The organism is Roseateles sp. (genome assembly GCF_044373315.1).
Lineage (GTDB): Bacteria > Pseudomonadota > Gammaproteobacteria > Burkholderiales > Burkholderiaceae_C > JACDQM01.
This window is the reverse complement of record NZ_JBILQK010000050.1, coordinates 1-14061: the sequence shown is the minus strand read 5'-3', so window position 1 is coordinate 14061 and position 14061 is coordinate 1. Positions and strand designations below refer to the sequence as shown.

The 14061-nt window shown below is 66.8% G+C and carries 10 protein-coding genes; all 10 read left to right on the top strand.

All coding sequences use genetic code 11. The features are described 5' to 3' along the window. Window positions 1-77: 77 nt before the first annotated feature. Window positions 78-1937: a hypothetical protein gene (locus tag ACIQ67_RS12515; protein ID WP_397534701.1), complete on the top strand. Its 1860-nt coding sequence runs from the start codon at window positions 78-80 to the stop codon at window positions 1935-1937. Between the two features lie 44 nt (window positions 1938-1981). After that, window positions 1982-2758 carry a PEP-CTERM sorting domain-containing protein gene (locus tag ACIQ67_RS12510; RefSeq protein WP_397534700.1) on the top strand — a complete coding sequence of 259 codons (777 nt, stop codon included), beginning with the start codon at window positions 1982-1984 and terminating at the stop codon, window positions 2756-2758. Window positions 2759-2923: 165 nt separating this feature from the next. Then, entirely contained in the window at window positions 2924-4756 is a 1833-nt protein-coding gene (locus ACIQ67_RS12505) for a hypothetical protein (protein WP_397534699.1), read from the top strand. Window positions 4757-4831: 75 nt separating this feature from the next. Beyond that, entirely contained in the window at window positions 4832-5347 is a 516-nt protein-coding gene (locus ACIQ67_RS12500) for a hypothetical protein (RefSeq protein ID WP_397534698.1), read from the top strand. Window positions 5348-5448: 101 nt separating this feature from the next. After that, window positions 5449-6591: a PQQ-dependent sugar dehydrogenase gene (locus tag ACIQ67_RS12495; protein WP_397534697.1), complete on the top strand. Its 1143-nt coding sequence runs from the start codon at window positions 5449-5451 to the stop codon at window positions 6589-6591. Between the two features lie 495 nt (window positions 6592-7086). Next, the gene (locus tag ACIQ67_RS12490; protein WP_397534696.1) at window positions 7087-9315 is read left to right on the top strand and encodes a TonB-dependent receptor; all 2229 of its coding nucleotides are present in this window, start codon (window positions 7087-7089) and stop codon (window positions 9313-9315) included. Window positions 9316-9428: 113 nt separating this feature from the next. Continuing rightward, entirely contained in the window at window positions 9429-10949 is a 1521-nt protein-coding gene (locus ACIQ67_RS12485) for a sigma-54 interaction domain-containing protein (RefSeq protein ID WP_397534695.1), read from the top strand. A 284-nt stretch (window positions 10950-11233) separates the two neighbouring features. Further along, window positions 11234-12442 carry a substrate-binding domain-containing protein gene (locus tag ACIQ67_RS12480; RefSeq protein WP_397534694.1) on the top strand — a complete coding sequence of 403 codons (1209 nt, stop codon included), beginning with the start codon at window positions 11234-11236 and terminating at the stop codon, window positions 12440-12442. 181 nt (window positions 12443-12623) lie between these two features. Continuing rightward, window positions 12624-13385, top strand: coding sequence for an ABC transporter ATP-binding protein (locus ACIQ67_RS12475; protein WP_397534693.1), 762 nt, complete (start codon window positions 12624-12626; stop codon window positions 13383-13385). Continuing rightward, the coding region (locus tag ACIQ67_RS12470; RefSeq protein ID WP_397534692.1) for an ABC transporter ATP-binding protein at window positions 13382-14061 on the top strand (680 nt) is incomplete at its 3' end. The genes ACIQ67_RS12475 and ACIQ67_RS12470, both read left to right, overlap by 4 nt.

Genomic DNA, 14061 nt, shown 5'->3' with positions numbered 1-14061 from the left:
GAAGCGACTCTTCCCAGACATCGCGGGCACCCTTCCGGCTGCTCGTGGGTTTGTCCACTCTCTGGGGAGTCCTGTCGATGTCAAGCACGCGCCCGCGCCGTTCCTGCGTTCCACTGAATCTGCTCTTGGTCGCGGCTGCGCTCAGCGCCTGCGGCGGTGGCGGCGGGGACAGCCCGGCACCGGCGCCCGCGCCCGCACCCGCACCCGCACCCGCACCATCTCCTTCTCCTGCTCCTGCTCCGGCCCCCACGCCGGCCCCGCCCTCCATCGCCAAGGTGGGCGTGTTCATCGATTCGCCCGTGCAAGGCCTGGAGGTGTGGATCGACGGCGCCAAGGCCGGCGTCACCGATGCGCAAGGTCAGTTCAACTACCCCGAGGGCAAGACCGTCACCTTCAAGATCGGTGCGCTGACGCTGGGCACATCCAGTGCCCCCTCCATCGTCACACCGGCCGATTTGAGTACCGACCCGGCCTCGGTGCAGAACATCCTGGTCGCGCTGCAATCGCTGGACAGCGACCGCAATCCGGCCAACGGCATCACCATTGCGGCCGACACCGCCGCCAAGCTGGTGAGCGCGACCGATCTGTCCAAGCCGGGTAGCAGCCTGAACACCGTCAGCAAGGACCTGCCGGCGCTCAGTCTGGTGGCCAAGGACGCGGCGCTCACGCACTTCTGGAGCCAGGCTGCGAGCCTCAACCCCAATCCCTTGGTGCTGACCGCCGTCGACCACATGGTCGGCTTCTGGCAGATGCCCTGCGACGGCAAGGGCCGCATCACGGTCTGGGACATCCAGAAGGTCAGCGCCAACCGCTGGCAGTTTGCGCGCTCGATTTCGCGCGACCACAGCGATGCCAACTGCACCAGCACGAGCTACGTCGAACGCACGGACACCCACAACAGCCAGAGCGACTTCGCCACGGCGATGGGGGCCAGCCGGGCTGCCGACGGCACGCTGACCCTGCAGGGGCTGGCCTTGAACAGCAAGAACGTCCCCGGCACCTTCACGGCCACCGTTGCGCCGGACGGCAGCAGCGTCGCCGGGATTGACCCAGACGCTTTGCGCTTCAGCCTCAAGCGGCTGAGCAGCTTCGCCTTCCCTGGCAGCTCCGCGCCCGCACCGGCACCCCGCCCTGCCATCGGCACCCTGTCGGTCAATGGCAGCGACAGCTACCCGCTTCGCGTGAGCCTCAGCCTGGACAGCGCGGGCCTGATCAATGGCGGTGGCTACGACTTCCACAAGATCAAGGGCACGATGTCGACGCTGTGCACCTACGGCGCCGCCAATGCCGCGAACTGCGTGGGCGGCTCCAGCCGCATCACCCTGAGCTCGCAACATGGCAAGATGACGCCCCAGGGCGCGGCCACGCCCACGGTGCTGATCGCCGGCCCAGATGCCAACGGCTACACCTTCAGCGGCACGCTGACCGGTCTGAGCTGGACCGGCACCTGGACCAAGGTTGCCACCGCCAGTTCAAGCAGCACCGGCGCTGGCAGCTTTGCGGTGCCGGTGGTGTTCGGCGATGGTCAGGTGCCCGGGGTGGCCCCCGGCCTCAGCTGGAGTGGCCCACCCGCCGACAACCCGGCCGCGCTGCGTGTCTGGCTGGCCCTGGACGCGGCCGGCAAGATCGATGTGCGCAGCAACCGCAGCCGCTTCTCGACCCACTTCGACAAGACAAGCAACACGCCCTGCACACCGAGCGAAGCCAACAAGCTCAGCTGCAACGGCAATAGCGGCGTGTTCCTGGTCGCCGAGGCCGGCGGCCCGTTCAGCTCTACAGGCGCGGCAAGCCCAACCGCGCTGCAGCTGATCGACGGCCAAGGCACTGTCTGGACCGGCACCGTCACCGGCAAGACCTGGGCCGGCGTGTGGACCTCGGCGCCAGGTGTGCTGCCGGCGCTAAGCGTGAAGTTCAGCGTCGAGTTGCAGTTTGAGTGAGCGTCTTGCTCAGTTCACCGGATCTCGCGTTGAAAGGCCCTTCGATGAAGCTCCTAAAGTCCTACCAACTCACGACATGTCTACGGGCCGCCCTGCTGTTCACGGGTCTTGCTACAGGCGTTGCCACGCAAGCATCAACCGTCACTTACACCTTGCCCGATCTTCTGACTTCGGCAAGCTATGCCCAGGCCAACACAGGCCAGACCTTCAGCGGCACCGGCTTCGTCGGCATGTTTTCCGATTGGTGGACGCCGCCCAATGGGGAGTTCGGACATCTCTTGGGGCTGGAAGGAAACTTCAGTCGCACGGTAATGCAAGTCAATATCAGTGCGCTGAAAGGAAGCCATATCCGCAGTGCAACTCTCGGCCTTGACCTTCTGAAGCAGCAGATTCCGATCAGCAGTCTCAGCACGATCACTGTTACCGGCTTCGCTACAGGCGGCGCGCTGGGCTACACGTTCGACGCGCCTGCACCGGTTTTTGGCCAGACAAGCAGCCGCCAAGTCCCCCTGCGTCAGTCGTTCAACGTCACAACGCTACTGCAGTCGGCGCTTGACGCCGACGAGCAATGGCTCGGCCTGCACCTCGAGAACTCGCAGATGAGCGCCTGGACATGGACCTTCTCCGGTATTGGCCACAACGCCGACTCCGCAAAGGTTCGGCTAATGGTGGACTATGTGCATCCGGTGCCTGAACCCGCCTCCCTGGCCCTGGTGCTGCTGGCCAGTCTGGGCGCCATGGCGGGCCGTCGGTCAGCGCAGGGCAGGCGGCAAACGACTGCCATCGGCACGGCCGAAGGGGCCGAATTGCGCGTTCGCTGATCCGCCGCATGGCAGCGGCGGTCACAGGGCCAGCGTCAGTGCCAGTGCAACGCCGCAGACAAGAGGTCTCTCGCGCGCTCCCCGCCCGAGAACACAGCACCAGCGTCGACTTGCGTTCGCGAAGGCCGGCTGGATCCCGTTCCATCATTTCTGAGTGAGCAGTTCATGGCGTCTCCCAAGACTTTGATGGCCGCAACAGCGTTTGCGGCCCTGATCCTGCTGACCGGCTGCGGCACGCCGGAAGTCCGCACCAGCAGCGGTAGTCCCATCAAGCAGCCCTTGGTGATTCCGGGCAACGAGCGGGAGCTGGCCGAACTCTGCGAATTCGAGGCCCTGGGCTGGGTGGGCCGTGATGCACAGAACCAGGCGCGGTACTCGTGCAGACAGCATGTCGGGCGCGCCATCCGTGAACGCAGGCAGGAGTGCGACCGCGCCTTGCGTGGCAAGAGCCGCGCCGAGATCGAGCAGTGCGTACGCGCCAACACGGATTTCGTGCAAACCATGGCCCAGGCACGCCAGTACCGCGAGTTCACGCGGATCAAGACGGACGACGAGCGGCGCCACTTCATCGCCCTCAACACGCGGCAAGACAGCCTGAAGCTGGTGCCTGAAGTTCAGCTGCAACTGGCCCGCAGCTGCGGGCCCGGCGTCACGCTGGACAGTCCGCCCCAGGCCGCCACAGCGTGGATGGACAGCTTCGGCATGCTGGGCGCCGAGCACTGCACGCCGCAGCGCCAGATGGCCCAGCGCGTGCTCAGGCGCCAGGCTCTGCGCGATGCGGCCGGTGACTACGACAAGCTGACACGTCTGCAGACGGAGCACGCCGGGCCCGACCCGGACGGCTATCTGGAACAGGCGCGCAGCCAGGCCGCAGCATTGTGGATCGACCAGGAGCGTCGCGCCCTGGCTGCGGTGAGCAGCTGGCCCGAGGCCGAGCGTTTTCTCGCCCGCTTCGAGCCCGATCCGCGCAGCCAGTTGCTAACCCAGGGCCGCACGCGCCGCGATGCGCTGCGCCAGGCTGAGCTGCAGCGCCTGCGTGAGATGCCGCTGCTGGGTCTGCGCCAGCGGCTGGCGCAAGGCAAGGCGAGCGAGCCGGCGGCCTGGACCAAGGCCGCACAAGAGATCCTTTCGGAACGGGCGCCACGCGAGGAGCTGGCCTTGCTGAGCACCATGCCGGCCGACGGCTTGCGGCGCTTTCTGAGCGAGCACAGCGTCAACGCTGAACAACCTGAGAAGCAAGCGTCCGAACAAGGCATGGCCAGGGCGCTGGAGTTGCTGCGCCAGCAGCTGCGCGAGCAGATCGACAAGGGCAGCGATGCACAGCGCGAGGCCGTCCTTGCGGATCAGCATGCGACACCTGAACTGCGCCAACTGGCCACCGGGCGCTTGCGCCAGGACTACCTGCAGCGCCGAGAATTCGCCCCCTTGCACCGCCTGTATCGGCTGACGCAGGATGTCTCGCTGCTGCAGGCGGGCCAGAGCTATGCCCGCTCCTCGGAAGACCGACTGTTGCTGGAGCAGGCGGCGGTCGACGTGCTGAAGTCACCCGGGCGCCTGTTCGATGTCAGTGGTGAATTCGACCGGGTCTCCCCGAACAGCAATGTTCAGCGCAACGCCGGCTTCTTCGCCAACTTCACCGCTGAGGTGAACCAGCGCTTGAAGGGCACGCTGCGCATCAAGCCTCAGGCCCAAAGTCCCTTGCGCCTGAGGCAAGGCCACTACCAAGCCACCGTGAAGGTCAGCTGGCGCGTCGATCGCAAGCGCAGCCTGCGCTCCTCGATGCTGGGCAGCAGCGACCAGGACTCGCCCGCAAGCGGCAGCCAGCAATTCAAGGTGACGCTGTCACCGCCGCATTACCAGGCGAGCCTACCCTTTGATCTGGGCGTGCATTCGCTCGGCTACTTCCAGAGCGGTTCGATGGGCGGCTATACATCCATTCAGCTGAGCGGTGAGCCCGTGGCCACGCTGGAGCTGATCTCGCTCAAGCCCTTGAACTGAAGCCGGCTCAGCGCGCTGAAGCAACAAGCAGCCCCCACACCGGAACCCAACCACCGCCGCGTGAAAGCTCTCCCCATGACGCCATCACAGAACCGCCGAGTGCTCCACAGCCGCCTTGCCGGCCTGACGACCCTGCTGCTCGTCGCTTGCAGCGCCGCAACTGCGCAAGCGCCAGCCGACAAGCCCTTGAACTTCGACGACCTGGCACGGCCCGGCTTGAATCCGAGCTCCAGCTTCCGCGCCCAAGGAGTGGCCCATCAGGTCAACGAGCTGGTAGACGGGCTTGGGCGGGCCCACAACGTCGAAAGAGAGGCGAGCCGAGGGAGCAGCAGCTCGTCGGGCACATCCTCATCGTCGAGTTCATCGTCGTCGTCCAAAGGCTCTGGCAAGAGCGGTGCGCAAAAAACCTTTGTCTGCACCATCTACTGCAACAGCTCCAGCGGCCCGCGCATCGAGCGCGAGTTCACCGGCCCGGATCGCGAAGCGGTGGCACGGATGATCGACGAGAACTCGCACTCGATCTGCCGCGGCAGCGGCTTCGCCAAGTCATCCAGCTCGAAGTTCAATCCCTCGCAGTGCCGGGCGAAGTGAGACATCGCTGCGCGCGGTCAGGCGTGCAATAGGCCTCGCTGTGCAGGTGTTCGGCGGGGCTGCGATGATCGCGGCTCCTGCGCTTACTCCGCCCAACGACCATGCGCCTGCACACCCAAGCCCTGACCCTTCCCTCCCTGCTGCTGGCCCTACTGGGCGCCGGCGCCAGTGCCTTCGCCCAGACGCCGGCCGCGCCGCGGCTGGAGACGGTGGTGGAAGGCCTGGAGTCGCCCTGGGCGATGGCCTTCCTGCCCTCGGGCAAGTTCCTGATCAGCGAGCGGCCCGGCCGCCTGCACATCGCCAGCCCCGGCGGCAAGCCCGGCCCGGCGCTGCTGGGCCTGCCCGCGGTGGATGCCGTGGGCCAGGGCGGCCTGCTCGATGTGCAGCTGGACAGTGACTTCGCGCGCAACCGCACGGTCTACTTCTGCTTCAACGAGCCGGATGCCGACAAGAAGCTCAACGGCACCGCGCTGGCGCGGGCCCGGCTCAGCGAGGATGAGACCCGGCTGGAAGCGCCGCAGGTGATCTTCCGCCAGAACCCCAAGATGGCCGGCCGCCACCACTACGGCTGCCGCATCGTCGAGGCGCCGGACGGCAAGCTTTTCCTGACCCTGGGCGAGCGCTTTGCCGGCATGCAGCGCGCCCAGACCCTGGACAACCATCTGGGCAAGGTGGTGCGCATCGGCAAGGACGGCAGCGTGCCGGCCGACAACCCCTTCGCCGGCCGACCCGGCGCGCTGCCCGAGATCTGGTCCTACGGCCACCGCAACCCGCAGGGCGCCACGCTCGACGGCCAGGGCCAGTTGTGGCTGCACGAGCATGGGCCGCAGGGCGGCGATGAGCTCAACCGCGTCGTCAAGGGCCGCAACTATGGCTGGCCGGTGATCACCTATGGCGAGAACTACGGCGGCGGCAAGATCGGCGAAGGCCTGACGGCCAAGGAAGGCATGGAGCAGCCAGTGGCGCACTGGGTGCACTCGATCGCACCGTCCGGCCTGACCTGGCTGAACAGCGCGCGCTACGGCGCCGACTGGCAGGGCAGCTTCTTCATCGGCGCGCTGAAGTTCCGCCATCTGGAGCGGGTCAAGGTGAGCGCCGGCGAGGCGCCGCAGGTTCAGGCCCGCGGCAAGGTGATCGACGATGTCGGCCGCCTGCGCGATGTGCGCGAAGGGCCGGACGGCCTGCTGTACCTGCTGACCGAGAACCCAGGCCGCGTGCTGCGCGTAGCGCCCCCGGCGCGCTGAGCGAGCGAGCGAGCCAGCTAGCGAACGAAGCTGCCAGCCGGCAGCCCGCGCGGCCACTGTCCAAACTGCAGACATTGCCTGTTCTGCGGACAAGGCTTGAGCGCCGAACGTCTGGAATCCAGACGGATCAGCGGCTCTGCCTGCGCTCAAACGCAGACTGAACCCCAGCGCCTGCCCTGTGCTGGCGCATCCCCTCATGGTTTGCACCAGGGCGGGGCTTTCAGGCATGGCTCTTGCGCCACTGCTGTCACAAAGCGCCCGGCTCTGAACGGGCTGCACAGCCAAGCAGGAGACATCGACACCATGCCGCATCACCACCGCGCCAGCGGGCCCTCCCCCGGCCGCTGAGCCCAGCGTCGGCGCATTGCCGCGCCCACCCCCACGGATCTCGCCCTTTTCGCGCTTCCGGCCTTGCAGGCCGGCGGGTCGAACTCGGCCCGACGACAAGAACACCGAAGAACTGTTCCGCCCCCCTGCCCTCGACGGAGACCCACGATGAGCACAACAAGTCCGCACCGCTTCACCCGCCTCGGCCTGGCCCTGGCTGCCGCGTTCTCGCTGCACGGCCTCGCGGCCGCGCAGACTGCCGCCCCGGCCAAGGCCGACGACACCGGCAACAAGGCCGAGGTCGCCACGCTGGAGGCTGTCACCGTCACGGCGCGCCGCCGCGAGGAAAGCCTGCGCGATGTGCCGGTGGCCGTCACCGCGCTGAGCGGCGCCAAGCTGGAGAGCCTGAACGTGCGCAACCTGGGCGATCTGCAGGGCCAGGTGCCCAGCCTCACCGTCTACGCCGCGCGCGGCAGCAACACCACGCTGACCACCTTCATCCGCGGCGTCGGCCAGGCCGATCCGCTGTGGGGCGTGGATGCCGGTGTCGGCATCTACCTGGATGACGTCTACATTGCGCGTCCGCAGGGTGCGCTGCTGGAGGTGTTCGACACCGAGCGCATCGAGGTGCTGCGCGGCCCGCAGGGCACGCTGTATGGCAAGAACACCATCGGCGGCGCGGTCAAGTACGTCTCGCGCAAGCTGGGCACGCAGACGGAGGGCTCGGCCTCGCTGGCGATCGGCAACTACGGCCAGGCCAACGGCCGGCTGGCCGTGGGCGGCGCCAGCAGCGATGGCCAGTGGCGCGGCCGCCTGGCAGTGGCCAGCCTCAGCCGCGACGGCTACGGCAAGAACCTGGCCGATGGCAGCGACGTCTCCAACCAGGACACCCAGGCCGGCCGCGTGCAGCTGGGCTTCTTTCCCACCGGCTCGCCACTGACCGTGCAGCTGAGTGCGGACGCAACCCATGACGGCTCGAACATGCGCGGCTTCCAGCGCCTGGGCAGCAACCTCTGGGACCCGGCCAAGACGCCCCTCTCCACCCACCGCTACGACATCAACACCGGCATGGCCAACGCCAACAAGACCGACAGCAGCGGCTATGCGTTGACGGCCACCTGGCAGCTCAACGAAGCCTGGGCCGCCAAGTACGTGCATGCCTACCGCGACAGCGACACTGCCACCGCGATCGACTTCGACGGCCTGCCGGGCAAGATCGCCGACGTGCGCGCCAGCTACATCGACCACTCGCGCAGCAACGAGCTGCAGCTCAGCTTCGATGGCGGCGGCAGCCACTCCGGCGTGCTGGGTGTCTACCACTTCGACGGTCAGGCCGGCGGCAGCGTGGCCAGCACCTTCATCGCCGGCACGCCCTTCCAGTCTTTCGGCATCACCGGCGGCACGGTCTACACCACCGGCAAGGCGGCCTACGGCGACTGGAGCTGGCGCCTGACGCCGAAACTGGGCGTCAGCGCCGGCCTGCGCTACACGAAGGAGACCAAGCGCGCCGTGGTGCTGAACCAGGCCTTCGCCAACGACAGCTTCAGCACGCCGATCGCCACGCTGTCCAATTTCGACAAGAGCCGCAGCGTCAGCAACACCGCGCCCAAGCTCTCGCTGGACTACAAGGCCAGCGCCAGCACCAATCTCTACGCTACCGTCTCGCGCGGCTTCAAGTCGGGCGGCTACAACGTGCGCGCCAACGTGCTGGCGGTGCCGGCCTCGGCCAAACCCTTCGAGGACGAGGTGCTGGACTCGCTGGAACTCGGCGCCAAGATGGTGCTGGACCAAGGCCGGCTGGAGCTCAACACCGCAGTCTTCCACAACAACTACAAGAACGTGCAGCTGTCGGTGTTCACCTCCTACACGCAGCCCAACGGCCAGCAAGGCTTCTTCGGTGACTTCACCAACGCCGGCCGCGCCAACGTGAATGGCGCCGAGCTCGAGTTCATCTGGCGCCCGAGCACCGCCTGGACCTTGAGCGGCAATCTGGCAGCGCTGGACGCCAAGTACAAGGAGTACCTGGACCGCGGCGTCAACGTGGCCAGCCAGAAGAAGTTCACCAACACGCCCAAGTTCCAGGGCGCACTGAACGTGGAGCACCGCGCGGCCGCGGCCTTCGGTGGCGTGCTGCGCACACGGGTCGGCATCAGCCACCGCACCAAGGTCTACCCGACCACGGACCTGAGCGAGGCGATCGCGCAGGACAGCTACAGCCTGCTGTCGGCCGGCGTGATCTGGGAGCGCGACCGCAGCCTGAGCTTCGCGCTGCAGGGCAGCAACCTGACCAACAAGGCCTACCGCACCGATGGCTACAACATCCCGGCGCTGGGCATCCTGACCGGGTACTACGGTGCGCCACGGCAGATCACGGCCAGCGTGAACTACCGGTTCTAGAAGGGCGCGGCGCTGTTGCCATGACTCTGGCCCCGGCGCCTCAGGGCGGCCCCGCAGTCGCAGGGCCTCAGCGCACTGCTACATTGACGCGGCTTCCGGCTCCCACACGACCGATGTCCGCTGCAGTCGCCCCGCCCGTCACGCTGATCCCCGAGCTGCCCTTCGATGCCGAGGGCGTGCTGCGCATGGCCGCGCAGTCGCTGTTCGACGCGCTGGCGCAGGCGGCCGAGGGCATGATGGTGGTAGACCGCAACCACCGCATCGTCTGGATCAGCGCCGGCTACAAGCGCTTCCTGCCCGCGCTGGGTTTCGGCAGCGAGACCGAGTTCGTCGGCCGCCCGGTCGAAGAGGTGGTGCCCAACACCATGATGGCAGAGGTGATCGAGACCGGCCGGCCAATGCTGGTGGATCTGCTGACCAACAAGGCAGGTACATTTCTGGTTAGCCGCCTGCCGCTGCGCAACGAAGCAGGCGAGGTGATCGGCGCGCTGGGCCTGGTGCTGCTGGACCATCCCGAAACCAATATGCAGCCGCTGATCACCAAGTTCGGCCGGCTGCAGCGCGAGCTGGACGAGGCGCGGCGCGAGCTGGCGGCCGAGCAGGTGAAGAACCGCCGCTCCAAGTACACCATCACCAGCTTCATCGGCAGCAGCCCGGCGGCGCTGGAGGTCAAGCGCCAGGCGCGGCGCGTGGCGCAGACCGATTCCACCGTGCTGCTGCTGGGCGAAACCGGCACCGGCAAGGAGCTGCTGGCGCATGCCATCCACGCGGCCTCGCAGCGTGCCCACAAGTCGCTGGTCAGCGTCAACATCGCGGCCGTGCCCGACACGCTGCTGGAGGCCGAGTTCTTCGGCGTGGCGCCGGGCGCCTACACCGGTGCCGACCGCAAGGGCCGCGACGGCAAGTTCAAGCTGGCCGATGGCGGCACGCTGTTCCTCGACGAGATCGGCGACATGCCGTTGCCGCTGCAGAGCAAGCTCTTGCGCGTGCTGCAGGAGCAGGAATTGGAGCCGCTGGGCAGCAACACTGTGACACCGGTGGATGTGCGCGTGATCGCCGCCACCAGCCGCGATCTGGCGGCCATGGTGGCGGCCGGCGAGTTCCGCGCCGACCTCTACTACCGTCTCAATGTGCTGCCACTGCGAGTGCCGCCGCTGCGCGAGCGCATCGAGGACATCGAGGCCCTGGCCGATGCACTGGGCGAGGACATCGCGCGGCGCAGCGGCATGCCGCAAAAGCTGCTGAGCCCGGGCGCGCTCGACTGGCTGATGCAACGCCGCTGGCCCGGCAATATCCGCGAGTTGCGCAACACGCTGGAACAGGCCAGCCTGATGAGCGACGAGATGCAGCTGACGGAGCACAGCTTCGATGCGAGCGCCAGCCCCAGCCTGGCGGCATCAGCCAGCCCGACCCGGCCAGTCCTGCCGGAGCCGCCGGCAGGCGTGGAACCCGCCACGGATATGGGACAGATCCGTCCCCTGCCTGAGCGCATCGAGGCGCTGGAGCGCGACGCCATCGCTCAGGCCCTGCGCCTGACGGCCGGCAACCGCATGGCGGCCGCCCGGCTGCTGCAGATCTCTCGCGCCTCGCTGTACGAGCGCCTGGCGCGCTGGCCGGAGCTGGGGCAAGCGTGAAGGCTTGACTGACCGCCAAGGGCTTGCCAGCTCCACCGGCTTGTTCAAGATCCAGGCAGCTTGAAGCGCTGGTTCGTCCGGATTTCATACATCGCCTGAAATCCGGACAGCATCTGACCTGCCTTGGGGCCGCGTTTCGTGAGGCTGCTCAGCTGCGGCGTTGGCATCAGCCCCGCTTTTGGGGCGTTTCCCTGGGGTTTTCACCAAGCTGGTGCACATGGGCATGGCGCTTGCGTGAGTGAGGATCAGCGCTCTCGTCCGACAACACCAGGAGACCTCCCACCATGAAGCATTGGCTCGCATTGAGCGGCGTGGCAGCCGCCACCACCAGCCTGCTGCTCGCCGCCACCCCGGTACTCGCCCAGGGTGCCGGCAGCGGCAAGGAAATCCGCATCGCCCATGTATACAGCAAGACCGGGCCGCTGGAAGCCTATGGCAAGCAGACCGCCACCGGTTTCATGATGGGGCTGGACTACGCCACTGGCGGCACCATGATGGTGGCGGGCAAGAAGCTCGTCGTAATCGAGAAGGACGACCAGGGCAAGCCCGATGTGGGCAAGAGCCTGCTGGCCACCGCCTATGGCGACGACAAGGCCGACATCGCGGTGGGCCCGACCTCCTCCGGCGTGGCGCTGGCGATGCTGCCGGTGGCAGAGGAGTACAAGAAGATCTTGATGGTGGAGCCGGCCGTGGCCGACTCGATCACCGGCGACAAGTGGAACAAGTACATCTTCCGCACCGGCCGCAACTCTTCGCAGGACGCCATCTCCAACGCGGTGGCACTGGACAAGCCGGGCACCACCATCGCCACGCTGGCGCAGGACTATGCCTTCGGCCGAGACGGCGTCAAGGCCTTCAAGGACGCCATCAAGAAGGCCAAGATTGTCCACGAGGAATACCTGCCGACCACCACCACCGACTTCACCGCCGGTGCACAGCGCCTGATCGACAAGCTCAAGGACCAGCCGGGCCGCAAGGTGATCTTCATCATCTGGGCCGGCGCGGGCAACCCCTTCAAGATCGCCGATCTGGACTTGAAGCGTCATGGCATCGAGATTTCATCGGGCGGCAACATCCTGCCGGCGATGACGGCCTACAAGCAGTTCCCAGGCATGGAAGGCGCGAGCTATTACTACTTCGGCATGCCCAAGAACCCGGTCAACGAGTGGCTGGTGGCCAACCACTACAAGCAGTTCAAGGCACCGCCGGACTTCTTCACCGCGGGCGGCATGAGCGCGGCGATTGCCATCGTCGAGGCGCTGAAGAAGACCAATGGCGATACCAACACCAACAAGCTGATCAAGACCATGGAAGGCATGAGCTTCGAGACGCCCAAGGGGAAGATGACCTTCCGCCCGGAAGACCATCAGGCGATGCAGTCGATGTATCACTTCAAGATCAAGGTGGATCCGGCGTTTGCGTGGGGAGTGCCGGAGCTGGTGCGGGAGATCAAGCCCGAAGAGATGCAAGTGCCGATTCGCAATCGTCGCTGATCGCTCGGCTACTGCGCGACTGCCTGGCGTCGTTGCGGGTCCCTCCGCGAATCCTCACGTACAGGAAGTACGTTCCGGTTCGCGGATCCGCCCGCGCCTAGCCAGACAGCCGCTCGCTACGCCTCGGGCTCTGGCAGCTCCTTGGCCTGCGGCCTTTCTATCGCCTTTTTCCGAGACCGCTGTGCTCGAAACCAAAAACCTCACCATCCGGTTCGGCGGGCATGTGGCGGTGGACCATGTGTCCTGCGCCTTCACGCCCGGCACGCTGACGGCCATCGTCGGGCCGAATGGCGCCGGCAAGACGACCTACTTCAACCTGATCTCGGGCCAGCTGCGCGCCAGCGAGGGTCAGGTCTTGCTGGATGGCGAGGATCTGACGCGCCTGCCGGCGCCGCTGCGCACGCGGCGCGGCCTGGGGCGGGCCTTCCAGCTGACCCAGCTGTTTCCGCACCTCACGGTGCTGGAGAACGTGCGGCTGGCAGTGCAGGCGCGGCGCGGCGTGGGACTGCGCATGCTGTCGGTCTGGCTGCAGCACAAGGATCTGCTGGACGAGGCGCGGCACATCGTCGAGCGGGTGCGTCTGGCCGACAAGGCCACGGCCATCGCCGCCAGCCTGCCGCATGGCGACCAGCGCAAGCTCGAAGTGGCGATGCTGATCGCGCTCAATCCCAAGGTCTATATGTTCGACGAACCCACCGCCGGCATGAGCGTGGACGAGGTGCCGGTGATCCTGGATCTGATCCGCGAACTGAAGGCCAAGCGCGAACACACCATCCTGCTGGTCGAACACAAGATGGACGTGGTGCGCGAGCTGGCCGACCGCATCATCGTGCTGCACAACGGTCAGCTGGTGGCTGACGGCGAACCGGCCACGGTGATCGCCTCGCCGGTGGTGCAGAACGCCTATCTGGGCATGGCTGCCGAAGAGGAGGCCGCGGCATGACGACGACGCCCAGCCCCAAGAATCTGCTCAGCCTGCAGGGCGTGCACACGCATATCGGCGCGTATCACATCCTGCATGGCGTCGACCTCGCTGTGCCCGAGGGCCAGCTGACCATGCTGCTGGGCCGCAACGGCGCCGGCAAGACCACCACGCTGCGCACCATCATGGGCCTGTGGCCAGCCAGCCAGGGTCAAGTGGTGTTCGACGGCCAGCCCATCCACGGCCGAGCCACGCCTGACATCGCGCAGCTCGGCATCGCTTATGTGCCTGAGAGCATGGGCATCTTTGCCGACCTCACCGTGGCTGAGAACCTGCTGCTGGCCGCGCGCCAGGCCAAAGGCCTGAAGGATCTCGACAGCCAGCGCCTGGAATGGCTGTTCAGCCTGTTCCCGGCGCTGAAGAAATTCTGGCTGTATCCGGCCGGCAAGCTCAGCGGCGGGCAGAAGCAGATGCTGGCAATCGCCCGCGCCATGATCGAGCCGCGCCGTCTGCTGCTGATCGACGAGCCCAGCAAGGGTTTGGCGCCAGCCATCATCCGCAACCTGATCGAGGCGCTGAGCGAGCTGAAGAAGGGCGCGCAGCAGACCACCATCCTGCTGGTCGAGCAGAACTTCATGGTGGCCAGAGCGCTCGGCGACCAGGTCGCGGTGATGGACGACGGCCGCGTCGTGCACGC